The sequence below is a fragment of the Providencia sp. PROV150 genome (assembly GCF_028481025.1).
GTDB lineage: Bacteria > Pseudomonadota > Gammaproteobacteria > Enterobacterales > Enterobacteriaceae > Providencia > Providencia hangzhouensis.
In genome coordinates this window covers 20,380-45,739 of record NZ_JAMPPJ010000017.1, presented here as the reverse complement: position 1 = coordinate 45,739, position 25,360 = coordinate 20,380, and the positions used below count along the sequence as shown (strand labels likewise).

Here is a 25,360-nt window from a genome sequence, read left to right as displayed (position 1 = left end):
TCTTATAAATGATTACGGGGGAGCACTTGCCTTCCCCGTTGTTTTTTTAGCTCTGGTGCCACCAAAGCACCACTGATACAGACGGTTTACAATGAATAATCAATTAGCTGACGTTATTTATTTTAACGGTTATATATATACTGCGGATGATAAAAATCGCGTTGTCGATGCGGTTGCTGTTCGTGATGGTTACATTCTTGCCACAGGCACTTCTGATGAACTTCATCAGTATGTTGGCCCTGAAACAGAGAGTATCGATCTCGAAGGCAAAATGATGATGCCTGGTATCATTGATGGTCATATGCACCCTTTTTGGGGCGGTATTCAACTCTTCGGTTGTCATTTAAATTATGAATCGTTAACTATCGAGCAAATTTTAGAGCGTGTACAAGATCACCTCGATAAAGACCCTCGTACCGGGGAAAATGATTGGCTCAAAGTCACTGCATGGCTACGTCAAGGAATGATCCCGGCGGGTGTTGATATGTATCGTGAAGATATGGACAAGCTCAATACAAAACGCCCTGTCGTATTATTTTCAAATGACTGCCATACATTGCTAGCCAATAGCCGTGCTCTCGAACTATTTGGTATCACTAAAGACACGCCTGAGCCACCTGATGGTAAAATTGGCAAATACGAGAACGGTGAGTTGAATGGCATCCTTGAAGATGCACCCGCTATGCGTGCTGCCGATAGCATTCCTTCAATTCGTGACGACCAAGCAATTGAAGTTGCTGAATTAGTACAGAAAGTACTTAACCAGCAAGGTGTGACTATGGTGATGGATGCCCGCGTTTCAGAACAACAGCTTGAAGCCTTTTCTCAATTACAGCAACGTGGCGACCTTACGATCCGTTTCCAAGCTGCTCGTGAAATCACCCCCGATGAAACACCAGATGTTGCTTCAGTAGCGGCAGCCGTGGATAAAGCCGTTGCATTTGCCAAAAAATGGCACCAAGCTGATTGGACACCAACCCCAGGTATTGGCTTGAATAATATTAAAATGTTTGTTGATGGTGTCATGCAATTTCCAACAATGACAGCATCGTTATTGCAGCCATACCGCATTAATCAAGGCACAGATGACACGCCTAATTGGGTAGAAACGGATAACTATGGTGACCTGTATTTCACAGCTGAAATTCTTGATGAATTAATGGAAAAAATTGCCGCAGCAGGCTATGACCCTCACTTGCATACTGTTGGTGAAGGTGCCGTTTCCATCGTATTAGATGCGATTGAAAAAATGCGAGCAGCGCACCCAGAAAAAGATATTCGCCCAGGACTCGCTCACAATGAATTAGTCCATGCGGATGATTACGCCCGTTTTGCGCGCTTAAAAACCATCGCTTGTTTATCTTTCCAGTGGGCAGCCCCAACTCCAGAGCTAGCGGCTTTTGAGAAAAAAATGCTCGGTGATGAACGTTTTGAGCAACTTGAACCCATCGCTAAGTTTGTCGATGCTGGCGCGGTTGTTGCATTTGGTAGTGACTGGCCAATCGATGATTTCGATGAGTGGTATGATTTAAAAGTCGCAGCGACACGCCGTGGCCGCGATATTAATGGTCAAAAAGCACCGAGACTCGATAATGACCGAGACTTGACGGTAATTGAAGTTTTGCGCTCTGCAACCATTGACTCTGCTTATGCACAGCACCGTGAAGATGTACTCGGCTCATTAGAGGCTGGAAAATTTGCTGATATGATTGTATTGGATCGCAATGTATTTGAGATCCCTGCTGATGATATTGAAAATGTAAAAGTATTACGTACAATTATTGGTGGAAAAACTGTACATATTGCTTAATTGTTTATTTAGATAACTAATTAAATAAACACCCCAAAGATTAAATAATATCTTGGGGTGTTTTTAATTGGGCACTTAATTCCAAACCTGAATACACACAATTAAATCGGGAAATTACGAGGGAATACGCTCCCTCGTAAAGCAACATTACTCTTCGTAAGAAAACGTTGTTTGAACAACTGTATTTCCATGACTAATGACAATTAGACAAAGTCTGTCTCGCATTAGTACTGAAATACTAAAAACGGTAATACACGCTGAAACAAACGCAATCACTGCGAACTTGCTCATTTCCCTTGACCTCTTAATGGTTAAGAGGCACAATCCTAACTGTCGGGTTAGGTTTGGGCCTCGTTGGTTAATAATAACTAACGGGGCTTTTCCATTTCTAATCCAAACATTTTATCCAACATAATAAGCTTGAACCAGAAAGGCTCAAGCACCCGCCCAAATGATAGCAAATTTTTATATTTCACTCACGCTCAATTCCATTGGAATAAATAAAAATATAAATTTAATTATCTAATTATTAGTTTGTATAATATTAATTAATTTATATATTGATTTTATATATTGATTTCAGAAAAAGGCTAAAAATCGACTATCTTTAAAATAGCCCTTGCAAAAGAAAAAAGTTACCGTTAGTATCCGCAGCGTTTTATATTCATCTACTAACTGCAAGGAGGTTTACCATGACAACAATTAATCAAACTCTTTGCGGGCACACTCAGAAATAGCCACTCTCGTTAGTTAATCTATTTTCTTAATTTTGCCTGCTAATTCACCTTATTTTTCAATTAAAAATGAGTTAATAGCTTATGGGCAATACCTTACATACTGTGGATCAGCAAGTTAGCTATATCGCCACAGAATCAACATGGATTGAAAGTAAAGCAATCCAACAATTACAAACAACTGCAAGCTTACCTGATATGGTATCTGTTGTCGGCATGCCTGATCTTCATCCAGGTCGAGGATACCCGATTGGCGCGGCATTTTTCTCAACCAAACGCTTTTATCCTGCGCTAGTTGGTAATGACATCGGTTGTGGAATGGCGCTGTTCCAAACTGATATTAAAAAATCGAAAGTTAACCTCGATAAACTCGAAAAACAACTTTCTGAAATGTCAGATCATGCGCCTTTGTCATGGCTTGAAGAGCATGTTCCAAATAACATGCAATCACATGACTTTATGTCATCATTAAGTTCTATTGGTGGCGGAAATCATTTTGCAGAATTTCAAGCTATCGATGAAATATTAAACCCTGAATGGTTCAAGGAAAGTGGTTTAAACAAACAACAATTGCTGTTGTTAGTTCACAGTGGTTCTCGAGGTTTAGGCCAATCAATCCTTCGCCAGCATGTAGAAAAATATAGTCATGATGGGCTTATAGACAATACTCAAGATGCAAAAGATTATCTGGAAGCACATCAGAATGCATTGGATTTTGCACAACTAAATCGACAAATGATCGGTTTACGTATGCTGCAACAAGTAAAGTCAAAGGGTAAACTCGTACTCGACCTTAATCATAACCTAGTTGAATCCTGTAAAATCAATGGTATTGAAGGGTGGATACATCGAAAAGGAGCGACACCATCAGATCGCGGGCTAGTCGTTATCCCTGGTTCTCGAGGTGATTACAGTTATCTCGTTTCTCCACAACCAAGTGAAGTTTGTCTGAATTCTCTTGCTCATGGAGCTGGACGGAAGTGGATGCGGGCTGAGTGTAAAGGGCGTTTATCACATAAATATACACCGACTCAATTATCAAGGACGGTATTAGGTAGCCGTGTTATCTGCGCAAACAAACAATTGATTTACGAAGAAGCCCCTCAATCTTATAAATCTATTGATACTGTAATTGAAAGCATGGTGAATATTGGCATCATCCAAGTTGTTGCACGCCTTAAACCTGTTATAACCTATAAAACCAGTGGAGATTGCTAATGATATTATTACAGTTTTCCTCTGCGCAGGGGCCTGAAGAATGTTGCATAGCGGTGGAAAAAGCACTTACTTGTTTTTTCCAAGAGGCTAAAAAACTTTCAGTCATTGCCGATACACTTGAGTTTTTCCCATCACGCTATGGACTAAAATCTGCCTTAATTTCATTGGAAGGTGAGAATGCAGAAATACTATCCCAAAAATGGACTGGCACTATTCAATGGCAGTGCCAAAGCCAAATTAGGCCACGACATAAACGTAAAAATTGGTTTTTGAGTGTCACCCGTTTCTCTCCCATTAAACCAATTGAAGAGAGTGAAATTGAGTTTGAATTTACTAAAGCACAGGGGGCTGGAGGGCAGCACGTTAATAAAACCTCGTCTGCGGTTAGAGCAAAACATGTCGCTACGGGTATCACTGTCAAAGTGCAATCTGAACGCAGCCAGCACGCTAACAAAAAGCTTGCGAAACAGTTAATTCAATGGAAATTGAATGAACATCAATCGCAGCAACTTAATGAACTGGATAAACAACGTCATCATTCCCATTATCAAATTGAAAGAGGAAACGCTGTAATGACTTTTTCAGGAAATGAATTTAAACGTTTAAAATAAAACAATACCACCTCAGATAAGAGGTGGTATATAATTTAAGATATCTACCTTACTGTTTTGTGCTTTACTACCCAGACAATGCTTAATTCACTAAATAACACATTGAATTATTAAATTGACATTCAGCAATATAATAATTTGGCTCAATGATAAAACTATATTCTTTTTGTGAAGAAAAACAATTTGTTGTCTGTATTAGTGACGAATGATCAATATCATAATTAATAGGTACAATATCGCCTTTATTTTTATTCATTAAGCTATTAAATGCTGTTTCTAATTGTTTTTCATATTCCATGATACTCATTCCTTGTTGAATCTGCTTGTCACCATAACCAAATTTATCAACGCTGTTCATCTATAAACTCCTTTTATGTGTACATTGAAAAATAAAAAATTAAAATGACTGATATAACCAATTAAAACAAGATAAATTGAATAAAGTTAATCTTAAATTTTAAAGAAAATAATATAGTATTAATTAGATATTATAAATATGGAAGAATATCTATCAGCCACCTCAATAAGAGGTGGTAATAGCCTGAACGGATTAGAGTATTTTTTCTGTTAAAAACCAGCCAGCAATACTTTCTCTTTTTTGTTGAGTAGGTAACACTTCATGTGGAAATTCTTCAGACATAAAAAAAATCATTCGACCTGCAAGCGGTTCTAATTCAAACAATTGATTGATTTCTTTATCATAGACAACAAGTTCACCTCCATCTCCAGCTTGCCATGCTTCATTCATATATAAAACAGTGGTTACCTTGCGACGCCCTTGTCCTCTTGGGTTATCAAGATGCTTTTTATAAAACCCACCATTAGGATAACGGCAGAAATGCGTTTCAAAATCACGCAGACCAAGATAAAGCTGGCAGTTAAGCTCTTGCCTAACCTGCTCCATTTTATCGAGATAATTAACGATAGGCTCCCCCATTTCAGGTTCTAGCCAAACAGTTTGATCAGCACGAATACTTTTATTTCCTTGTAAGGTATCGCCGCGCCCAATACGTGCATCCTGTAGGGTATCTGGGATACTATTTTTGATGGTTTGTATATGTTGCAGGCTCATGAAATCGTCCCACACATACCAACCTTGTGAGGAAAGTGAATCAATAAGTTTATCCATTGACATGATGAGTCTTAGAAAAGTTAATTAGGTAATATTTTATACTTCATTGAGATATAGTTTTAAAATTAAAAACTTAAATCCTAATGATTGATACGGCATATCAAAGTCAATCACTAAAAAGATAGTGATAGTTATCATAGAGTAAACTAGAAAAGAGATTCAAAATTACATAAATAACATACTCATTCCATAGTAAAAAAGCACTCCATCCATATTGAGTGCTTACTATAAAATCAAATTAAACGATTGATTGACTTAGCAGAATGCAGTTCTTCCAATACCACCACAAGAACAACGTGCCACTGGGTTAAGAAGACTTACCTGCCCTAGGTTTTTATTTACTTCACTATTCCCCTCTTCCGCCGATTGGAAAGCCGTAATTCGTTCTGAAATTAATTCGCTTTGAATTACGGGTTGAACTAATGTATTACCATCTTGATTTTCAATCATTTTTTGAGAACGAATTGACCAGTGAAGTTCAACATCTTTGATAGTTTCTTTAATGCTATGCATTTCTTCATTATATCTTTTAATATTTAAAGATAGATGATTTTTAAAAGGCCCTGAATTTACTTCTAATTCGCCTTGTTTTTCCATTTCAATATTTAGCTTATCAATATATTGATTTAATTCGTCTAATACTTTTAGTAAATTTGATTCCTGTAGTTCACTTATCCTACTTAACTCATTTAATACATGCTTATCTTTTGCTATGCTAGGGCTTTCTACTCTATACAATGAAATATTTCTACGTAATGACCTTATTTCTTCTATTTCTGAATTAGTTTTATGTTCGTTCAACTCACTTAGGCCTTTAAACACATTTAATTGTTCATCAAATACTTTTACATTTTTATGAATTTTTTCCTCTAACATTCTCATCGAATCATCTATCTGTTTTTGGCTATATTTATCAGTAACAACCGAACTGGAGCCCCAAGCTCTTCCTTTATTTAATAGCTGTACTGAACGAGATTTCAAATCATTTATAGACGAAACAAATTTTTCAATTTCATCATCTATCTCTTTTTTATTTTTTATTGTCTCAATTTCTATGTTATCTAACTGTAAATCAATTTTTCGTTCATCTTCTAATAAATTAGATGCTCTGTTTTTCAATGATTTTAGCTTAGCGTTATGATAATTTATTGAGATAGATACAATACCTGTTTTAACTTTATTAAACGAAGTATTTAGATGGGTTATTTCATTATTTATCTTTACTAAAGTAGATTTTTCATTATTTAACATACCCTCTTTTGTCTCATGAGGGATTTTTTTGATTACAAAAATACTTTCTAGTAGTTTATGGTCACCACCAATATTTTTATTTTGCTTATTTATTTCCAACTCTATTTTATACTTAGAAAACTTACTAGCCTCAAAATATAAAATCTCATTACCGATATTTTCCTTGTTATATTTGCTAGCAAGATTTTTCATTGCTAGTAAATTACCTTCAAAAAATTTAATAGCTTTATTCACCTCATCTATTTTAGCGGTCACTTCACTATTTATATTTGTTTTTTCAGATAAATATTCATAACCATATTCATCTTGAATTTTCATTACTAATGAAGACTTCAGTTTCTTAATTTTATTTAAACGATTTTCAGCAGAAAAAATTAACGAGTCTATTTTTTTAAAATCATAAATATTTAAATTAAAATCAATTTCCATATTAATCCCTTTGATTTTCATATAATTAAAAACATAATTTGATATCTATATTGCGTTTTTATATTATATTAAAGACAAAGGAGTGACTAATTTATTATTTGTATAATAAAAACAAATTATAATTATTTTAAACCTATATTTCATTTAAATAAATAAAGTAGAAATATTATTCAGATTTCTACTTTATTTATACTTGTCTATTACAGTTTCTCAAGCTTCGCATATGAAGCCACCAGCCATTTAATTCCTTGGCCTTGGAAAGCGATTTGTAAACGACAGTGTTCACCACTACCTTCAAGGTTAATAATCGTGCCTTCTCCAAATTTAGGATGAACTACACGCTGCCCTAATGCATAACCCGAATCATTTTGGCTAATTGGGGTACCAAGGCGTTGATGGCTAACTGGTCTTGAAACCTGCGCTCGCAAACGAACTTCTTCAACACACTCGGTTGGTAGCTCACCGATAAAACGAGAAGGCCTGTGATAAACTTCTTTGCCATATAAACGACGACTTTCAGCGTAGGTGATAGTCAGTTTTTCCATTGCTCGGGTAATACCGACATAAGCAAGGCGACGTTCTTCTTCAAGACGACCACTTTCATCCATCGACATTTGGCTTGGGAACATACCTTCTTCCATTCCCACAATGAATACAACTGGAAACTCCAGGCCTTTAGCCGAATGCAAAGTCATCAATTGAACGGCATCTTGACTAACATCCGCTTGTCCATCTCCTGCTTCCAATGCTGCATGAGAAAGAAAAGCCTGCAATGGCATTAAGTCTTGGTCTTCGTCTTGATAGCTGAAATCACGGGTTGCATTGACTAACTCTTCCAAGTTTTCAATTCGAGCCTGTGCTTTTTCGCCTTTTTCTTGCTCATACATCGCTCGTAGGCCTGAGTCGTTAATGACTCGATCAGCTTGGACGTGTAATGGCATGTCTTGGGTTTCTTTAGCTAATGCATCGACTAATTCTAAGAAACGCTCGATTGCAGCGGCTGCCCTACCTCCCAACACCTGCTCGCGAAGTAAGTACTCACAACTTTCCCATAATGTTAGTTGTTGATCCCGTGCAGTTTGGCGAACAGTATCTAATGTTCTATCTCCGATGCCACGTGTTGGTGTATTGACCACCCGCTCGAAGGAAGCATCATCATTACGATTTGCTATTAATCTTAAATAAGAAAGTGCATCTTTAATCTCTTGGCGTTCAAAGAAACGTTGCCCACCATAAATACGATATGGCATAGCACCTTGGATGAGCGCCTCTTCTAATACACGAGACTGTGCATTACTCCGGTACAGCATGGCACAATCTTGTAGGGCTCCACCATTTTCATGCCATTGTTTAATGCGCCCAACCACATAACGTGCTTCATCTAACTCATTAAAAGCGCAGTAAAGGGAAATGGGTTCACCATCTCCGCCTTCTGTCCATAAATTTTTCCCTAAGCGGTCACTGTTATTCGCGATCAATGCGTTCGCCGCTTTTAATATATTATTCGTCGAGCGATAATTTTGCTCAAGGCGGATAGTTTCTGCACCAGGAAAATCATTGAGAAAACGCTGGATATTTTCTACTTGAGCCCCACGCCAACCATAGATTGACTGGTCATCATCACCAACAATCATGACTTTGCCAGTTTCCCCTGCGAGTACACGGATCCATGCATATTGGATATTATTGGTATCTTGGAATTCATCGACGAGAATATTCGTAAAACGCTCACGATAATGCTGTAGTACATGGGGCTTGTTTAACCACAGTTCATGGGCACGTAATAGTAGCTCAGCAAAATCCACCAGTCCGGCTCTATCACAGGCCTCTTGGTAAGCTTGGTATACTTTTAGCCATGTGGCTTCGACTGGGTTTCCGTAAGCTTCAATGTGCTGAGGACGCAAACCCTCATCTTTTTTACCGTTGATGTACCACATACCCTGACGTGGTGGCCATTGTTTTTCATCTAAATTCATCGCCTTAAGTAAGCGACGAATTAAACGGTATTGGTCATCACTATCGAGAATTTGAAAATCCTGCGGTAAATTGGCATCCATATAATGTTGGCGTAATAAACGATGCGCTAAGCCATGGAATGTTCCTATCCACATACCGCCTTCACTAGTACCAATCAATTGATTGATTCTATGGCGCATTTCTGCTGCCGCTTTGTTCGTGAACGTCACTGCCATAATTGAAAATGGGGAAGCATTTTCCACAGACATCAGCCATGCAATTCGATGCACTAGCACCCGAGTTTTACCACTACCTGCCCCCGCAAGGACAAGTAAATTGGTACGCGGGGCGGCAACCGCTTCGCGCTGTTTGTCATTAAGGCCTTCAAGCAGATAAGAGACGTCCATAGTTACCATCAAAGCAAAACAGTGGTTAATACCACTGTGAGGTTATTAACAATGGCTATTGCCACTGTATTTTTATACAGGAAATAATTATACCAATGATAAGAGAGAATCCAACCGCGAAATTTCCACATGCGGTAATAAACGCCCCTCTTTCTCTTCCATCAGTGTTTTTTGTTCTGTGTTTATCCAGCAAGCTTGCATACCGCTGTTAATTGCACCTTCAACATCAGTTAACAGGTTGTCCCCGACATGAAGAATAAATTGTGGCTCAATTTCAAGTCGCTTTGCTGCTAAACGATACATATCACAAAATGGCTTTGAGCGCCCATCAGGCCCCGCTTTCAATACAAATTGAAAATATTGGCCTAACCCACATGCTTCCGGCTCTGCGTTACCATTAGTAATCGCCACCAACGGAACTTTTTCTGCAAGTTGGCACAATGTTTCATGGGTGGATTTCGGGACATCGATTCTATTTCGCCAATATGTGAAATGCGCCATGATGTCATCCGCCCCTTTTTGTGCCGCTTCTTTCGAGTAACCATAATGGCAAAGCATCATTTTGGAAGAGAGCCAACGCCAACGTGATATATCATGATAAATATCAGGCTCTTGTTCTTCAACAAGACGGCGAAAAGCATAAAGATCTTCATTACTAAAATGATTAAAGCGCGGATCATATTCACGAACAAAACGTAAAACTTCTTCTTCCGTTTTATCAATAACTGGGTGGTTATCGTAAAGCGTGTCATCCAAATCAAACGTGATCGCCAGAATGGGTGATAACGGACGGTAAAAATGCATTAAGGTTTCTCCCTCTTTGCTCTCGGATGAGCCACATCATAAACGTTTGCTAAGTGCTGAAAATCAAGGTGCGTATAGATTTGTGTTGTCGATAAATTTGCATGCCCAAGAAGTTCTTGCACTCCACGTAAATTCCCACTTGATTCAAGGATATGTGTCGCAAAAGAGTGGCGTAATTTATGGGGATTAATGTGGCTATTAACCCCTTGTTTTATTCCCCATTGCTCAAAACGTTTCTGTACGTTCCGATTCGAAATACGTTTACCGCTTTGGGTTGAAATAAAAACGGCGTCATCTTCAGGGTCATAGAGCTCTCGCATCTCAAGCCAACGTTGTAGCCAACTCACCGCAGTTTTACCCATTGGCACTCTGCGCTCTTTACTCCCTTTCCCCATTACCCACACTTCGCCCGTATTTAAATCAAGATGGCGAACATCTAGCCCGACTAGTTCAGATAAGCGTAACCCCGCGCCATACATCACTTCAAGCATCGTTCGGTCACGTACAACAAGAGGGTCGCCACTATCCATGTTCAAAAGTTGGGAGACTTCATCCACATCCATATTCTTAGGAAGGCGCTTTTTGGATTTAGGGGCATGGATTGCTTTTGCGGGGTTTGCGGGTAATTCCCCCTGCTGTACCATCCAATCAAAAAAACTACGCAGCGATGATAACCGCAACGCCATACTTGCTGCTTGTAAACCCGATTTGCGACTTTTAGCCGCAATGTTGCGCACAATCGTCGCATCTACTTTTTGCCATTCGTGGATATTTAATAAGGCTAACATCTCCACAATAACGCTCAGTTGGCGACGATAGTTAGTAATAGTAACCGGACTTAGCCGGCGTTCAACACGCAGATAATACAGAAAGGCCTCAATTTGGCTCATCAGCCCTTCCGGCTGGTTTTTTACAGGCGTTCTATCCATTGGCATAATAACCTCGGTAGAATTTGAGCGACTTTCTCCAACATGACCGTTCCCATACCATGTTGATAATGTTCACGATCACGGCTAGTAAAAATGACCATACCTGATTCACCATGATGACCAAACAATGAAATGGCGACTGAGCCAACATTTAACGCATCAGGTAAAAGTAGTTGGATTTCAGGGCCATTTAACCGGCCGAGGTAGTTTCGCTTATCACCAAAGCGTTGAATCCTCACGGGTTCAAAAACACGACGCGAGATAACTAATTGATGTGCATCCAAAGGTGCAGACAAATGCCAACTGTCACTAAACAAGCGTACCTGAGCACCGGATAAACCCAGTTTTTTTGCCCAACGGTTTAGCGCTAACAGCATTTGCTGTAAACTTTCTGCTGATGACATTTCAATCACCAACACTAACAACTCATCAAAAAGCTCTACATTTTCATGAGCTTGCTCAACCATAAACCGAATATCTTGTTCGAGCTCTTTGATTTTCAACCGTTGACGGCTCATGACTAACTCAGGCAATGAAATCGCTTCCCGCACAACATGTGGGACTTTTAGTTGCTCCAACAGCTGTGCATTACGAAGAAAAAAATAAGGGTTTTCCGTTAAATAGCGCACGACATCAAGCTCATCAATTTGATGAACCATTTCCTGTGCTTTTTTGGTTTTATCCATTTTTTCCTCTTCGGCTATTCAAAATTAGAGTTGAATGACTCCATCATAAACATGCGTTGCAGGACCTGTCATATAAAGAGGCGACCCAGGACCTTCCCAAGAAATATCTAATGAGCCCCCCGGCAAATCGACTTTAACCCGCTTCGCCAGTAGCCCTTGAGTAATCCCAACCGCGACAGCTGCGCATGCTCCGCTACCACACGCCTGAGTTTCCCCAGCTCCACGTTCATAAACGCGCAAGCGAATATGGTCAGCACTGATAATTTCCATAAAGCCAATATTGGCACGTTCTGGAAAACGCTCATGATTTTCTAAAGCGGGGCCTAAAACTTCGACTTCTGCCGTATGAATACTTTCAACTTGAATGACACAATGCGGGTTACCCATTGAGACAACCCCACACAGCACTGTACGTTCTTGTGCTCGAATAATATAGGTCTTTTCTTCTTTAACTGCACGAAATGGCACTCTCTGTGGTTCAAAATCAGGTTCGCCCATATTAACGCAGACACCATCATTCTCATTTATGGTTAATGTCATACGCCCCGACTGAGTGCTGACTTTAATTTTTTGCTTATTCGTTAAGCCTTTGAGCCTAACAAAACGAGCAAAACAGCGGGCTCCATTACCACATTGAGCGACTTCACTGCCATCCGCATTAAAAATACGATAATGAAAATCAAGGTCAGGGTCATAAGGGGCTTCAACTAATAGTAGTTGATCGAACCCAACCCCTGTGTGTCTATCCGCTAATCGACAAATCAATTCAGGCGAAAAATATACATTTTGTGTAACGCCATCGACAACCATGAAGTCATTGCCTAAGCCATGCATTTTAGAAAATTGCATTTCACGCTCCATAGAGGTGGCTTACTGATTATTTGTTGTTTGAGCAGGCTCTTTGGCAGTACTGTCTTGTGCGGTAGGTTGCACATCAGATGCCTTAGCCGGAGCTGCAGTTTCTTCCGGCGGAAAATACAACGGGCCTTTTAAGCCACAGCCAGAAAGGGTAAATAAAACAACTAGTGCACTAAGCCCAATTAAACTTTTTTTCATTCTTTTTCGCCCGTAATACTCACTTTTGACATCTGATATTTTACACAATAACAGGAGTGGCCTCGCAAATCACGCCTGTTTATCCAGCATGTTGATATTATATACTTTAGGCTAAATTTAGTCTGAAATTTTTAGCGGGTATGCTGAGATTGACCCCAATGCAGGTTCCCTCCTATAATTTCAATTAACAATAATAATTTCAATTAAACCATTGTGAGCAAACAGGAAATTAATCGTGAATGACAGCAAATTTCATCAGCTAGCAGAAACGCTACTGAGCACCATCGAGGAGCATTTAGATAATTATGAGGGTGATGCCGATATTGATTGTGAAATCAATGGTGGTGTGATGACTCTTAGCTTTGAAGATGGCAGTAAAATTATTATTAACAAACAAGAGGCATTCCACCAAATATGGTTAGCAACTAAACAGGGTGGGTACCATTATGATTATAAACAAGGTAATTGGGTTTGTGACCGTTCAGGGCATGAATTCAAAACTAAACTAGCCGAGGCAATTGCTTTTCAAAGCCAAGAGCCCTTTTCGTTCTAAGCTTTACGAATTTATACGGTGGGCAGCGCAAAACTGCCTACCATCAATAATAATGTGCTTGTGGGTGCTGTGGTTGGCTAGATTGCCTTTCATACCCAACGTCATCATCTTCTGCCGTAAATGGCCATGTCGCACCAGAAAATGCAACAACTTGGTTTTTACCATCTTGATTAATGATTTGGTAAAACTGCGGTAAATTGAAATTGATAAAGTTTGCACCATAGGTAAACCGGTCGTGGGAAGAAGAATAGAATTTACTCACGTCACGGACGAGGTCTTCTTTTGACCCTTCACAGTGGGAATAAATTTCAACCCGATTTGCTTCATCTAAAACGTAAATATTAAAACCCGTGTTATCTGCGGTATTTTCAAAGAAAAACTGTACAATCCCTTCACTTGCATAACCATCGACAACGGCAGGTAAATGGTTATCACCCTTCGCCTGAAGTTTAACTGGCCAGCCATGTAGTTTGTTATGGGAGATAGCCCCATAGAACTCAACGGCATTTTCAAGTTTTTGCACAGATACATTTAGGCGCTCAAAGAATAAACCCCACGTCTGCCCGGCAATACGTAATGCTTTAAAACGCCCAGGGTCATTTCGGTTGCTTGATAAACGCAGTTCTACACATTCAGATACCAGCTGTTGTACACGGGTACGAATCAGCCCGCGTAAGTGCTCACTATAACAAAACACTTCAACCGCTTCAGGAGGTGATGCATCTTGATGCATTTTCCCTAAAATGGTCTTAAGTGCTTCTAACATGCATTGTTCTCCGCTGAAATGTAACGTTCTTACCTCATTCCACGAATTACGATACAACAAATCAATACTACCAATCAGACACCGTTGTGATTCTCCAAAACTGAAAATATCCAGTTTTCTAAAATCAACATGAACGACTTGCTCAGAATATACCTGTGTTGGGTCTTTTTCTAAGTTAACAATGATTGCAAGATGGCGGATTTCACAAGGGCTATAAAGCGCTTTTGGCGTTGGAGCGGGTAACCTGATAGGGAAATGGCTTGATACATCATGCATCAACTCAAGCAGCTTTCGTTCATCACACTGAGACTTCCCGTTATGCATATAAACCTGAGTATTCTCAGTCAACAGGCCGTTAAAATATGCCCATGCCACTAATTTATTTAAATAGCGATTATATTCAAGAGGTTGATGACCAATAATGGCCTCAATATTTGGCGCTTGGTTATACAAATACCAACCACTACGGTTAGCTCTCCCCTCGGGTACATAAATAAAGGTGAGATGGGCTTCGCTCAAATCAGGTGAAATTTGTGGATTAACTAATGTCACCTTACCAGGGAGCGCCTCGAAAGCCGCATATAATTTACGGGTTAGTACCCCAATATCTTGTGGGCTTGCACTAACACTTAAATTATTTCTACGCGCAAAGCGAATGAGATTACGATAACTTTGCATCATCGTATCAAGTAACTCGTTGTGTGCCTCACGGACACGCTCAATTTTCCATTGATTACGTGTGTCGAGAATAGACAAACGTTCTGCTCCCCACCCCCATGACTCAACCAATTGAGACAACACATCACGGCGCCAGCCTGAGCATGCGTTATCCTCTTTTTCAGATAGTTTTTCACACACTTTTAGGTAGAAACAACGGCGGATAAGGTCAAGACGAGTTAGATCATTAATTTCAGTCAGGTAACGTGTCACACGCTCTAACATCAAACAGTATGAGTCCAAGCCATAACACACAATTTCGCCTGCATGTAAATGACGCTTAAACTCCATCGCTAATAACTTACCGTTAGGGTAATCCCATGAATAGGATTCCAGTAAAATACTCTTCAATACGGCTTTATAGGGGGAATCAACACTTTTGTATAGCTGCCATAGACTTGCACCGAAGTATTCCGCCGCAGAAAGCTCACTTAAACCACCTAAATCAAGCCATTCATTCGGTGTTAGCACGCCTTGTGCATATAACCCCATAACATATTCATCGTAATGCTGCTCTTCTTCAACTGGCACCATAGTCCACAGCAAACGTTTACCCGCCATACGTACAGCTGTTCGATAAAATTCATCTAACAATAAGATATGTTGCGTTGAACCACAGTTTTCCCCACCAATATGCCCACTAGCATGATGGCGAAAACGATTTTCATCGATTAAAAAAACAGTGACATCAATCCCCAAAGACGCAGCCCACTGCTCAATTAAGGTACACTTCTTTTGCAAAAAACGTTTTTCTTCGTGGTCCAACCAAGAAGGATGGCAAACCCAAACGTCAATATCTGAACACTGACTTTGCCCAACAGATGAAGTGCTTCCCATCGAATAAATACCCGTAATAGGTAATTCGCCATTCGCTTCGGTTTCAATCGTGGGTAAAAAACGTTCGAAAGGTGCCAACCATTTTTTTTGCTCTGTATCAGGAGAGAAAAAACAGACACCATGGGGGACATTACCTTCAATAAAACCAGGCATCATTGGATGATGATAATGAAACAAGACAGGCAGCAAGCTATAAACCTTCGAGAAGGTTTCACTCATAGAAGCTGTTGCACGTTCTAACCGTAATTGGTTTATCGCATCCAGTCTTTGTTTTAAGGTTTCAATATAGAGATACAAAGGTTACGCCTGATTGAATGAAAGTATTACAAACCTGAGAATTTCCCAGCACCCAACAGATAGAGATAGATTTAAAATAATTTTCAAATGGATTGTCGGAAACGTGATCAATTTAACACCTTGCATCAAAAGGGTAAAGTAGATCACATAATTTTATACGCTTATTTTTGATACAAAATGCTTTTCAACATATTGTATAAAAAGGCTTTTTATTTTTTAATCTATAAAATATCCCTTGTTTTTCAATGGAATAATTTCTTTTTACCCAATTGTTTAGTAAAACAGCAAAATCAAACGATATTAAGTACAATACGCACAGTGTCTGCGCTTACTCGCTTCAACACGAATTAATACAAACCGCAGAGTGTTTTACACGAAAGATAGCACGATAAGCTAAAGAAATTGCTTAATAGCTATTCTAGGTCATCTCATTTTGAATCGCGTTCTTGCATCATGGAAGAAAAAGTAAATCAGTTATCAACAATTCAGAGAGTGGTTTTGCGCCTAACTGGAAAAAATATCCTTAACATGTTAAAACTAAGGCCAATTGTATGGTTAATCTGCGGCATTTTTCGCCAGAGAAAACAGTAAAATGACATCAACAAATATCGTGCGTATTGCAACGCGCAAAAGCCCTTTAGCCCTATGGCAAGCGCACTTTGTCAAAGACAAATTAGAGCAACTTCACCCAGGTTTGCTGGTTGAACTCGTGCCTATGGTGACAAAAGGCGACATCATCCTTGATACACCTCTCGCGAAAGTTGGCGGGAAAGGGTTATTCGTCAAAGAATTAGAACTTGCCTTATTAGAAGGGCGCGCAGACATTGCCGTTCATTCGATGAAAGATGTCCCTGTTGAATTTCCTGAAGGCTTAGGATTAGTCACGATTTGTGAACGTGAAGACCCTCGAGATGCCTTTGTCTCAAACCACTATGATAATCTTGAGGCACTACCGGAAGGCAGTATTGTCGGAACATCGAGTTTGCGTCGTCAATGCCAATTAAGGGAGCTCCGCCCTGATTTAGTCATTCGTGACTTACGCGGCAATGTCGGAACACGCTTATCAAAACTAGATAACGGTGAATATGACGCCATTATTTTGGCCGTTGCAGGGTTAAAACGTTTGGGGTTAGAAACTCGAATTAAAACCGCCCTTGCCCCTGAACAATGCTTGCCTGCCGTTGGCCAAGGTGCTGTCGGCATCGAATGCCGTTTAAATGATAGTAAAACCCGTGAGTTACTCGCGAAACTAAATAATGACGCAACATCGACCTGTGTTCTGGCTGAACGAGCAATGAATATGCGCCTTGAAGGTGGTTGCCAAGTTCCCATTGGCAGTTATGCTATTTGGCAAGATGACAAAATATGGCTACGCGCCTTGGTTGGAGCGCCAGACGGTAGTGTGATTATTCGTGGAGAACGACGAGTTTCACCAAGTGAAGCTAACCAAGCAGGGGTATCATTGGCTGAAGAATTACTTGAACGCGGTGCAAGGGAAATTTTGGCGGATGTCTATCAAGGAAACCCGCCTGCATGAAAGTGCTTGTCACTCGCCCTGAGCTCGCATGTTCAGAGCTGATCACGGCAATCACCACCAAAGGGGGGGAAGCCTTCGCCTCTCCTTTAATTCGCATAGGGCCCGGTGCTGAATTAAATACCCTTATTCCTCAACTTGATAGCCTTACTGCGAATGATTTAGTCTTTCTTTTATCTAAAAATGCAGTCGAATATGCAAATTTAACACTTGAACAAATGGGGCGTAGCTGGTCAGATAAGTTATCTTACTACGGAATTGGCCGCTCTACAGGGCAATATTTTCAGCAAGTAACCGGAAAAGACATACGTTGGGCTGAACAAGGCGAAACCAGTGAAATACTACTGACACACCCTGAGCTTCAATTTCTCGAAGGGAAAAACGCCCTGTTATTACGTGGAAATGGCGGGCGAGAGCTTCTCGCCTCAACATTACGGGCTCGAGGTGCGCAAGTCAGTTATTGTGAATGTTATACAAGGTACCCGGTTGATTATGATAAAGCTCTGTTCAATCAGCAGTGGTTTCAAACCGGTATTACAGATGTTGTGATCACGAGTGGTCAAATGTTAGCCTTGTTAGAAGAATTAATCACTGAAGAATACCAAACTTGGTGGTTTTCCCGCCGCCTACTTGTCGTCAGTGAACGGATTGCAGACCAAGCCCGCAGAGGCGGATGGCAAAAGGTCTGTGTAGCTAATAGCGCAGATAATAATGCTTTATTAGAAGCATTAATTTCAATCGATATGGGATGCTAATTTATGACGGAACACGATAAAACAACCGAGACGGTTACCCCAGAAGCTGGTGCAGAACAACAGCGCCCAAAAACTAAACCTTCTTCGGAACAAAAACGTTCTGGTCTGATAGGCGGTGTAATTGCTATCGCTATTATCATCGCTATTGGCGGTGGGCTGTACTATTTCACTCAACAAAGTAATGCCACCTTAGTCAATGAAAACAATGAATTAAAACAAAAATTAAGTGATTTAATCGAACAACAAAACTCAGACAGGCAGCGGTTAGATGCATTAATTGCGGCTAATGCTGAAATAAAAAGCCATTCTCGTGAATATGAAGAGAATCTCAACCGCCGCATGCAAGAGCTGCAAGCGCACGTTACTGCGTTATCTAGCGCTGATGTTAAAAGTTGGCTACTTGCACAAGCTGACTTTATGGTCAAAATGGCGGGAAGAAAGCTGTGGAATGATCGCGACCCAGTAACCGCGGCCGTTCTGCTAAAAAGCGCTGACTCAAGCTTGGCAGAAATGAATGACCCAAGCCTACTCGACATTCGTAAATCAATTAACAGTGATATGGCTAAATTAGCCGCAATCAACCAAGTTGACTATGACGGCATTATTTTACGTTTAAACCAGCTAAGCAATGAAGTCGATAACTTACGTTTAGCGGATTTAAACAGTGGAGATGCGAAAGCTGAAGATAACGCTGACGTTAGCGATGATATTTCGGATTGGAAACAAAATTTGGCGCGTAGCTGGAAAAGTTTTGCAAATGACTTTGTCACAGTACGAGCTCGTGATGGCTCAGAAGCCCCTCTCCTTGCACCAAATCAAGACATTTACCTACGTGAAAACATTCGCTCTCAGCTATTAATTGCAGCGCAAGCCGTACCACGTTATCAAGAAGCCACCTACAAACAGTCATTAGAGCAGGCATCGACTTGGGTAAGAGCCTATTTTGATACTGAGGCGCCTGAAACCAAAGCATTCCTATCAACCATTGACGACCTAATCAATCAGCCGATTGATATTGACATGCCTGATACCTTGGAAAGCCAAGAAAAGCTAGAAAAAATCATGCAAACACGGGTTCGTAGCTTACTTTCTCAGTCATCCGACAATACAAAAGTTAGCGATGGTGCCGTTGATGCCGCAGCGGATGCGACTGAAGCGCCAACAGAAGCCGCAGCAGATGCCGCTGTTCCTGCCACGGATACGCAAAAAGCAGAGTCAGCTGACAATTCACACCCTTCTGAATCAGCAGAGCCTGCTGGCAATAGGGGGTAATTATGATAAAAGTCCTGATCCTATTTATAGTACTTATTGCAGGGATAATCTTAGGCCCATTATTAGCGGGTCACCAAGGTTATGTTTTTATCCGTACAGATAATTATGACATTACGACCAGTGTAACCAGCCTCGTTTTGGGCTTTATCTTGCTCCAGTTTGTGCTGTTATTCCTTGGTTGGTGCTACCGCCGTTTTATCAGCACGACATCACGTACCCGAGGTTGGGTAAGTGGTCGTAAATACCACAAAGCGCATACTCAAACACAAAAAGCGCTACTGAAATTAGCAGAAGGTGATTTCGAGCAAGTTGAAAAATTAATGAGCAAACATGCTGATTTTTCTCAACAACCGGTCATTAACTACCTCATGGCAGCCGAAGCTGCTCAACAGCGTGGTGATGAATATCGCACTCACCAATACTTGGATAGAGCCGCCGAAGCCGCAGGGAGTGACCAGCTTCCTGTTGATATCAGCCGTGTCCGTATCCAATTAGCGGAAGGAGAAGTCCATGCTGCTCGCAATGGTATTGATAAACTTCTCGACAAAGCCCCAAGACACCCTGAAGTATTGCGTCTTGCGGAACAAGCTTATTTACGTTCGGGCGCCTATCAGTCACTGATTGAATTACTTCCTGTTATGGCTAAAGTACAGTTACACAATGAAGATGAGCTCGATGCATTGAAATTAAAGGCTTACAAAGGGTTGATGAACCAATATATGGCTGAAGGGGGTAGCGATGGGCTAAAAGCTTGGTGGAAAGCACAACCTCGCCGAGTTCGTCATGAAACCGCATTGCAAGCTTTCTTAGCAGAACATTTAATTGAATGTGGTGATACTGCAAGTGCAGAAAAAATGATTATTGATGGTTTAAAACAGCAATATGATGAACGCTTACTCCTGCTAGTGCCAAAACTGAATAGTGAACGCCCTGAAGTTATCGAAAAAACCCTTTTACATCTGCAAAAGCAAAACGGTGCCACCCCGTTACTCAACAGTACATTAGGTGTTTTATCGCTACAGCATGCCCAATGGGACAAAGCAGAGACCTACTTTAAGGCCGCTTTAGCACAACGTTTTGATGTTCAGGATGCATCATGGTTAGCCGATGCGTTTGACAGGCAACATAAATCTAGTGATGCGGCAAAAATTCGCCAAGATGCATTAAACCATTCATTAAAACAAGAACGAAACTAATATTCTTGCTTATCCTTTTCTAAAAACTCCACACCTTTTAGTGGAGTTTTTTTATTCATAAACTTAACTGCCACTAAGCCTAGCTTCCCCAATCAAAACGCAGAAAAGAATTTAAATACATTGCGTTAGTCGTATTAAATCATCGTAAAAGGAGAATATGAGGTTCATGATTGGTAACATTACAGATCAATAACTCAATGTTTAATCAATAATCGTTATTTAAGGATCAGCAAAACACACTTGGCTATGTTATAAAATAAACACATAGTGTATAAAGCTTTATATACATCTTTGCTTTGAATGAATTAGGGATATCGATATGAATGTCATTAAAACTATTTGGCGCTGGATTATTGCAACCCCAAACCGTTTACAAATATTCTTTGATCTTCTGCTGTTAGTATTATCACCTTTTGTTTTTATTATGATTATTGGTTTTAATACCGAAGATCTTAGTAAAGACATTTTCATTATTACATTCATTATCCTCTGCTATACCTATATTACTCGCTGGTTCAGTAAGTGGTTTAGTAAAGGTAGAAGCTAATACCTATCTTATTTTCAGCCTCTTAGTCATTTTCTAAGGGGCTTGGCTTTTTACATAAACAAAAAAACACCTGCACAAGGCAGGTGTAAAATACAATCAGGTCTACAGACGGATGGTGCCTCACTCAACGTTTCGCCCGTTCGTTGATGGTAAGAGGATGAGCTCTTGATCATCTAAGTTGGACAATAGGCACCGATAATCGGCTTTGCGTCATCTCTGGGTTTATGAAGCTTCGCTGTCATAAGAAGTGAGATGAGCATCTACATATAAAATAATGCACAATGCATGCCAACTTTTTTAAACCGAGTTTTTTTTAAGTTTACTCTTTTGGCTTCGCTCTCATCTCTCGGTTTTACACATAATTTTCCTTCTTGGAAAGAAATCCCCCTAACATTAAAGAATTCACTAATGTGGTGCCTGTATCTTATCTTGCTATTTTGTCGCAGTTTAGAGACAGCATAAAACAGTTATTTATATTTCTTTATAAATCAACAAGTAAAATGTCTCCTTTTGGCGACATCAATATAATGAATTGTATCTATTTTACGACACAGGCTAGTTAACCTGCTAAATTACAAATAAAAACAAGCAATTAACCATAGCTAGTCATTATTGAAGAAGCAGCTCTAAGTAGACTTTAAATAATTCAGGTTATAGCTAGGCGACAAGTGAAGATATACTGATGAGTATGCACAAATATGTGATTCTAGGAGACTAACGCAGACAACAATGCGATGGGTTGAAGTGTGATTATTATAAAGCATAAAAAGCAAAAAACCCGTCGGTTAAGACGGGTTTCTTTAAATTGGTCGGCGAGAGAGGATTCGAACCTCCGACCCACTGGTCCCAAACCAGTTGCGCTACCAAGCTGCGCTACTCGCCGAAATTTTGTAGTACTGATTAATACCTATTACATTTCTTCGTGGTGCGAAAGGGGGGACTTGAACCCCCACGTCCATAGGACACTAACACCTGAAGCTAGCGCGTCTACCAATTCCGCCACCCTCGCAATGTCACAAAAAAATGGGGTGGCTAATGGGACTCGAACCCACGACAACTGGAATCACAATCCAGGGCTCTACCAACTGAGCTATAGCCACCATAACTTCACTTTTTTCAAAGCGTTGCTATATTACTACATACAACGTCATTTTGCCAACCGTAGCGAAGCGCTAAAACTGGTGCGCCCGACAGGATTCGAACCTGAGACCTCTGCCTCCGGAGGGCAGCGCTCTATCCAGCTGAGCTACGGGCGCTTAACGCCGTTGCGGGAGAGGATAGTACGGATTTATCCTCCCGCTGTCTAGTCCTTTTTGAAATAAAAATATCGATTGCTTGCCTTTTATCCATTTCGCTGAGAAAGAGAGCATATTTACCCTCTTTTTCACTGTACGACTAATAAAAATCCGTCGAAGCACTACCACTAAACTTTTGCATTGCGGCTATTGAACAGGCGAATAATGAAATAGAGCAGTGAAACGCCCCCTAAAAAGATGGCGCCAACGATTAAAGATAAACGGGTATCTGGGTTAATCGCCATCCCAACCAATACGCAGGCTAAAAATAATAAGGTCGCATAGTTAACCCATGGAAAAAGGATCGATTTGAATGGATGCCCAATAAGCTTTTCTTTGTTTTGTTGGCGAAAACGGATTTGGCTGGTCAATAGCACTAACCAAGGCACCATACCTGGTAACACACTCGCACTATAGACATACACAAAGACTTTTTCTGGATTCGGTATGATGTAATTCAAGCTAGAACCCGCCACTAAACAGAGAATAGTAAAGCCAACGCAACGTGCTGGTACGCCATTTTTCGTTAATTTCAATAATGACTTAGGTAATTGCTTATTTTGCGCTAAGGCATATAGCATTCGCCCACCACTATACATGCCACTATTGCAACCAGATAACGCCGCAGTTAACACCACAAAGTTAATTACAGCGGCTGCGGACACAATCCCCACTTTCGCAAACGTAAGAACAAATGGGCTACCTTGTGAACCCACTTCCGTCCACGGAAAGAGTGTCACAACAATAAAAATAGCACCCACATAAAAAATTAATATGCGCCATAAAATATTATTGATCGCTTTTTTTAATGTAACTTGAGGATTTTTCGCTTCACCTGCCGTGATCCCAACTAATTCAACCCCTTGATAAGAGGCCACAACGATACACAACGCAAATAAGAAACCTTTCCAACCCCCTGCAAAGAAACCACCATGTTCAGTGAGGTTTGCTAGCCCAATCGGTTCAAAATTATTACCAAGGCCAAAAAAAATCAGCCCTAAACCAATTAAAATCATCACTACAATCGTGGTCACTTTGATCATGGCAAACCAGAACTCAAGCTCTCCATACAGCCGAACAGCAGCTAGGTTAGCTAATGCGACTAATACCACGGCAATAATGGCAAAAATCCATTGAGGCACGTCAGGGAACCAATATTCAGCATATACGCCAATGGCAGTGATCTCTGAGATACCAACGGCCACCCACATAAACCAGTAGCCCCACGCAGTGAGACATCCCCAAAACGGACTTAAGTATTTATAACCAAACGAAGCAAAAGAACCGGTTACAGGCTCAAGAAATAGCATTTCCCCCATTGAACGCATAATGAAGAAAACAAAAATTCCTGCGATGATATAAGCCAGTAAGACAGAAGGCCCAGCCCATTTTAGTGTACTGGCCGACCCCATAAATAACCCAACGCCAATAGTCCCACCGAGCGCAATCAGCTCGATATGCCGTGCTTCTAACCCACGTTGAAGCCCTTGCTGTGGATTTCCCATACATACCCCTGTCAAAATTAGATATTTAAAATGCAGTTTTAATTGAAACTCAGTTAGTAATAATCACTGCAATTATTTGAAAAGCATCAATTAGGCGATTAAAAAAATGCCATAGCCGCAAGATTAAGCACAAACTGGTGCGAATATGATTATTTTTGAGGGATTATAGAAATATTTGAAGAAAGAGACCAGTCATTCGGAGAATTCAGACCGCAAGCAAGGGATTAGGCCTACTTGCGGCCAGTAAAATACATCGATAATAACGATAAAAATCAAATCACTATAAAAATTACAGCTTACCGCCGTAATAGTAACCTAAAAATTTCAGTAATTTAAACTGACGAGTAATACGGGAAGGCTGAGATAGTAAGCGATACAACCATTCCAACCCTAAGTTTTGCCAAACTTTCGGTGCACGTTTTACATGCCCTGTAAACACATCATAAGTCCCCCCAACGCCCATATATAAGGCATCTGGGTACACACTTCGGCAATCTCGCATAAAAATTTCTTGTTTCGGGGACCCCATCGCAACAGTGACAATTTTTGCACCACTTGCACGAATGCGTTCGAACAATGCACTTCGCTCTTCAGCAGTAAAATAGCCGTTTTGCGAACCTACAATGTTCACATTCCACTGCGAGCGTAGCTTGCTTTCAGTTTGCTCTAGAATTTCTGGTTTGCCACCCACTAGGAAAACTGGCGTACCTTCTTTACCGGCCCGTTCCATTAACCCTTCCCACAAGTCAGCACCAGCCACGCGGGAAACTTCAGCTTGGGGGTATTTACGACGAATAGCACGGACAATACTAATTCCGTCAGCATATAAATATTCGGCTTGGCCTAGTAACGTATTTAAAGCCGTATCTTGTTCAGCGATCATCACTTTTTCTGCATTAATCGCAACGAGTGTTCCCGTTTTCGTTTCCCCACCAGCAAATAAGTAGTCTAAAAAATGGGCCATATTTTTAAAGCCCCAAATATTATGACCACGAATACTATATTGTGGAATAGATGGCTGTGTAACGGATGAAGACTGAGTTGATGACGATTCCATGATACT

General features: G+C 40.4%; 22 protein-coding genes and 4 tRNA genes. 9 read left to right on the top strand and 17 right to left on the bottom strand.

Annotated elements, in window-relative coordinates:
* The first annotated feature begins 91 nt into the window (after positions 1 to 91).
* Positions 92 to 1,810 (top strand): amidohydrolase, encoded by a 1,719-nt coding sequence (locus PSE83_RS13125; RefSeq protein ID WP_094962470.1) that lies wholly within the window; start codon positions 92 to 94, stop codon positions 1,808 to 1,810.
* Positions 1,811 to 1,957: 147 nt separating this feature from the next.
* Here the strand turns inward: PSE83_RS13125 and PSE83_RS13120 are convergent, their stop codons facing one another.
* Positions 1,958 to 2,101 carry a Hok/Gef family protein gene (locus PSE83_RS13120; RefSeq protein ID WP_112308132.1) on the bottom strand — a complete coding sequence of 48 codons (144 nt, stop codon included), beginning with the start codon at positions 2,099 to 2,101 and terminating at the stop codon, positions 1,958 to 1,960.
* Between the two features lie 527 nt (positions 2,102 to 2,628).
* Between PSE83_RS13120 and PSE83_RS13115 the strand changes: the two genes are divergently transcribed.
* Together PSE83_RS13115 and prfH are read left to right on the top strand one after the other, a co-directional pair.
* The gene (locus PSE83_RS13115) at positions 2,629 to 3,762 is read left to right on the top strand and encodes an RNA ligase RtcB family protein (protein WP_272660905.1); all 1,134 of its coding nucleotides are present in this window, start codon (positions 2,629 to 2,631) and stop codon (positions 3,760 to 3,762) included.
* Positions 3,762 to 4,373, top strand: coding sequence for a peptide chain release factor H (prfH, locus tag PSE83_RS13110; RefSeq protein ID WP_198633837.1), 612 nt, complete (start codon positions 3,762 to 3,764; stop codon positions 4,371 to 4,373). Before PSE83_RS13115 ends, prfH begins: the two co-directional genes overlap by 1 nt.
* Before the next feature lie 82 nt (positions 4,374 to 4,455).
* Here prfH and PSE83_RS13105 read toward each other — a convergent pair whose 3' ends face one another.
* The 9 genes from PSE83_RS13105 to lptM all read right to left on the bottom strand — a co-directional run bounded on the left by PSE83_RS13105 (position 4,456) and on the right by lptM (position 13,023).
* Positions 4,456 to 4,731, bottom strand: a complete 276-nt coding sequence (locus PSE83_RS13105) for a hypothetical protein (protein WP_004906054.1) — start codon at positions 4,729 to 4,731, stop codon at positions 4,456 to 4,458.
* A 192-nt stretch (positions 4,732 to 4,923) separates the two neighbouring features.
* Complete coding sequence (locus PSE83_RS13100; RefSeq protein WP_036958800.1) at positions 4,924 to 5,508, bottom strand: 2OG-Fe(II) oxygenase; 585 nt, start codon at positions 5,506 to 5,508, stop codon at positions 4,924 to 4,926.
* A 252-nt stretch (positions 5,509 to 5,760) separates the two neighbouring features.
* Positions 5,761 to 7,185 carry a hypothetical protein gene (locus tag PSE83_RS13095; RefSeq protein WP_272660904.1) on the bottom strand — a complete coding sequence of 475 codons (1,425 nt, stop codon included), beginning with the start codon at positions 7,183 to 7,185 and terminating at the stop codon, positions 5,761 to 5,763.
* Between the two features lie 200 nt (positions 7,186 to 7,385).
* Positions 7,386 to 9,548 (bottom strand): DNA helicase II, encoded by a 2,163-nt coding sequence (uvrD, locus tag PSE83_RS13090; protein ID WP_036958803.1) that lies wholly within the window; start codon positions 9,546 to 9,548, stop codon positions 7,386 to 7,388.
* Positions 9,549 to 9,635: 87 nt separating this feature from the next.
* The gene (gene yigB / locus PSE83_RS13085) at positions 9,636 to 10,352 is read right to left on the bottom strand and encodes a 5-amino-6-(5-phospho-D-ribitylamino)uracil phosphatase YigB (RefSeq protein WP_004906059.1); all 717 of its coding nucleotides are present in this window, start codon (positions 10,350 to 10,352) and stop codon (positions 9,636 to 9,638) included.
* Positions 10,352 to 11,281, bottom strand: a complete 930-nt coding sequence (gene xerC / locus PSE83_RS13080) for a tyrosine recombinase XerC (RefSeq protein WP_004906060.1) — start codon at positions 11,279 to 11,281, stop codon at positions 10,352 to 10,354. The genes yigB and xerC overlap by 1 nt, the downstream gene beginning before the upstream one ends.
* Positions 11,263 to 11,967 carry a DUF484 family protein gene (locus PSE83_RS13075; protein WP_004906061.1) on the bottom strand — a complete coding sequence of 235 codons (705 nt, stop codon included), beginning with the start codon at positions 11,965 to 11,967 and terminating at the stop codon, positions 11,263 to 11,265. Before PSE83_RS13075 ends, xerC begins: the two co-directional genes overlap by 19 nt.
* Before the next feature lie 24 nt (positions 11,968 to 11,991).
* The gene (gene dapF, locus PSE83_RS13070) at positions 11,992 to 12,816 is read right to left on the bottom strand and encodes a diaminopimelate epimerase (protein WP_036958806.1); all 825 of its coding nucleotides are present in this window, start codon (positions 12,814 to 12,816) and stop codon (positions 11,992 to 11,994) included.
* 21 nt (positions 12,817 to 12,837) lie between these two features.
* Complete coding sequence (gene lptM, locus PSE83_RS13065) at positions 12,838 to 13,023, bottom strand: LPS translocon maturation chaperone LptM (protein WP_004906065.1); 186 nt, start codon at positions 13,021 to 13,023, stop codon at positions 12,838 to 12,840.
* A gap of 235 nt (positions 13,024 to 13,258) precedes the next feature.
* On the opposite strand from lptM, the gene cyaY reads away from it, so the two are divergent.
* The gene (gene cyaY / locus PSE83_RS13060) at positions 13,259 to 13,576 is read left to right on the top strand and encodes an iron donor protein CyaY (protein ID WP_164565626.1); all 318 of its coding nucleotides are present in this window, start codon (positions 13,259 to 13,261) and stop codon (positions 13,574 to 13,576) included.
* Between the two features lie 43 nt (positions 13,577 to 13,619).
* Here the strand turns inward: cyaY and PSE83_RS13055 are convergent, their stop codons facing one another.
* Positions 13,620 to 16,193 (bottom strand): class I adenylate cyclase, encoded by a 2,574-nt coding sequence (locus PSE83_RS13055; RefSeq protein WP_272660903.1) that lies wholly within the window; start codon positions 16,191 to 16,193, stop codon positions 13,620 to 13,622.
* Between the two features lie 592 nt (positions 16,194 to 16,785).
* Between PSE83_RS13055 and hemC the strand changes: the two genes are divergently transcribed.
* The 5 genes from hemC to PSE83_RS13030 all read left to right on the top strand — a co-directional run bounded on the left by hemC (position 16,786) and on the right by PSE83_RS13030 (position 21,497).
* Positions 16,786 to 17,730: a hydroxymethylbilane synthase gene (gene hemC / locus PSE83_RS13050; protein ID WP_004906073.1), complete on the top strand. Its 945-nt coding sequence runs from the start codon at positions 16,786 to 16,788 to the stop codon at positions 17,728 to 17,730.
* The gene (locus PSE83_RS13045) at positions 17,727 to 18,482 is read left to right on the top strand and encodes a uroporphyrinogen-III synthase (protein ID WP_004906075.1); all 756 of its coding nucleotides are present in this window, start codon (positions 17,727 to 17,729) and stop codon (positions 18,480 to 18,482) included. The genes hemC and PSE83_RS13045 overlap by 4 nt, the downstream gene beginning before the upstream one ends.
* Positions 18,483 to 18,485: 3 nt before the next feature.
* Positions 18,486 to 19,754, top strand: coding sequence for a uroporphyrinogen-III C-methyltransferase (gene hemX, locus PSE83_RS13040; protein WP_004906078.1), 1,269 nt, complete (start codon positions 18,486 to 18,488; stop codon positions 19,752 to 19,754).
* 2 nt (positions 19,755 to 19,756) lie between these two features.
* Positions 19,757 to 20,950, top strand: coding sequence for a protoheme IX biogenesis protein HemY (gene hemY, locus PSE83_RS13035; protein WP_110591031.1), 1,194 nt, complete (start codon positions 19,757 to 19,759; stop codon positions 20,948 to 20,950).
* A gap of 319 nt (positions 20,951 to 21,269) precedes the next feature.
* Positions 21,270 to 21,497, top strand: a complete 228-nt coding sequence (locus PSE83_RS13030; RefSeq protein WP_004906084.1) for a hypothetical protein — start codon at positions 21,270 to 21,272, stop codon at positions 21,495 to 21,497.
* An 806-nt stretch (positions 21,498 to 22,303) separates the two neighbouring features.
* On the opposite strand, the gene PSE83_RS13025 is transcribed toward PSE83_RS13030, so the two are convergent.
* The 6 genes from PSE83_RS13025 to wecG form a co-directional block, all read right to left on the bottom strand.
* Positions 22,304 to 22,380, bottom strand: a tRNA-Pro gene (locus PSE83_RS13025).
* A gap of 40 nt (positions 22,381 to 22,420) precedes the next feature.
* Positions 22,421 to 22,506, bottom strand: a tRNA-Leu gene (locus PSE83_RS13020).
* Positions 22,507 to 22,521: 15 nt separating this feature from the next.
* A tRNA-His gene (locus PSE83_RS13015) sits at positions 22,522 to 22,597 on the bottom strand.
* Between the two features lie 79 nt (positions 22,598 to 22,676).
* Positions 22,677 to 22,753, bottom strand: a tRNA-Arg gene (locus PSE83_RS13010).
* A 167-nt stretch (positions 22,754 to 22,920) separates the two neighbouring features.
* The gene (gene thrP, locus PSE83_RS13005) at positions 22,921 to 24,297 is read right to left on the bottom strand and encodes a bifunctional threonine/serine APC transporter ThrP (protein ID WP_004906089.1); all 1,377 of its coding nucleotides are present in this window, start codon (positions 24,295 to 24,297) and stop codon (positions 22,921 to 22,923) included.
* Positions 24,298 to 24,586: 289 nt separating this feature from the next.
* On the bottom strand, positions 24,587 to 25,354 hold the full coding sequence (gene wecG / locus PSE83_RS13000) for a lipopolysaccharide N-acetylmannosaminouronosyltransferase (RefSeq protein WP_036958810.1): 768 nt from the start codon (positions 25,352 to 25,354) through the stop codon (positions 24,587 to 24,589).
* Positions 25,355 to 25,360: the final 6 nt, after the last annotated feature.

Coding starts and splice junctions, on each gene's coding strand:
- PSE83_RS13125 (WP_094962470.1), top strand. CDS start 92: ATGAATAATCAATTAGCTGACGTTATTTATTTTAACGGTTATATATAT.
- PSE83_RS13120 (WP_112308132.1), bottom strand. CDS start 2,101: ATGAGCAAGTTCGCAGTGATTGCGTTTGTTTCAGCGTGTATTACCGTT.
- PSE83_RS13115 (WP_272660905.1), top strand. CDS start 2,629: ATGGGCAATACCTTACATACTGTGGATCAGCAAGTTAGCTATATCGCC.
- prfH (WP_198633837.1), top strand. CDS start 3,762: ATGATATTATTACAGTTTTCCTCTGCGCAGGGGCCTGAAGAATGTTGC.
- PSE83_RS13105 (WP_004906054.1), bottom strand. CDS start 4,731: ATGAACAGCGTTGATAAATTTGGTTATGGTGACAAGCAGATTCAACAA.
- PSE83_RS13100 (WP_036958800.1), bottom strand. CDS start 5,508: ATGTCAATGGATAAACTTATTGATTCACTTTCCTCACAAGGTTGGTAT.
- PSE83_RS13095 (WP_272660904.1), bottom strand. CDS start 7,185: ATGGAAATTGATTTTAATTTAAATATTTATGATTTTAAAAAAATAGAC.
- uvrD (WP_036958803.1), bottom strand. CDS start 9,548: ATGGACGTCTCTTATCTGCTTGAAGGCCTTAATGACAAACAGCGCGAA.
- yigB (WP_004906059.1), bottom strand. CDS start 10,352: ATGCATTTTTACCGTCCGTTATCACCCATTCTGGCGATCACGTTTGAT.
- xerC (WP_004906060.1), bottom strand. CDS start 11,281: ATGGATAGAACGCCTGTAAAAAACCAGCCGGAAGGGCTGATGAGCCAA.
- PSE83_RS13075 (WP_004906061.1), bottom strand. CDS start 11,967: ATGGATAAAACCAAAAAAGCACAGGAAATGGTTCATCAAATTGATGAG.
- dapF (WP_036958806.1), bottom strand. CDS start 12,816: ATGCAATTTTCTAAAATGCATGGCTTAGGCAATGACTTCATGGTTGTC.
- lptM (WP_004906065.1), bottom strand. CDS start 13,023: ATGAAAAAAAGTTTAATTGGGCTTAGTGCACTAGTTGTTTTATTTACC.
- hemC (WP_004906073.1), top strand. CDS start 16,786: ATGACATCAACAAATATCGTGCGTATTGCAACGCGCAAAAGCCCTTTA.
- PSE83_RS13045 (WP_004906075.1), top strand. CDS start 17,727: ATGAAAGTGCTTGTCACTCGCCCTGAGCTCGCATGTTCAGAGCTGATC.
- hemX (WP_004906078.1), top strand. CDS start 18,486: ATGACGGAACACGATAAAACAACCGAGACGGTTACCCCAGAAGCTGGT.
- hemY (WP_110591031.1), top strand. CDS start 19,757: ATGATAAAAGTCCTGATCCTATTTATAGTACTTATTGCAGGGATAATC.
- PSE83_RS13030 (WP_004906084.1), top strand. CDS start 21,270: ATGAATGTCATTAAAACTATTTGGCGCTGGATTATTGCAACCCCAAAC.
- thrP (WP_004906089.1), bottom strand. CDS start 24,297: ATGGGAAATCCACAGCAAGGGCTTCAACGTGGGTTAGAAGCACGGCAT.
- wecG (WP_036958810.1), bottom strand. CDS start 25,354: ATGGAATCGTCATCAACTCAGTCTTCATCCGTTACACAGCCATCTATT.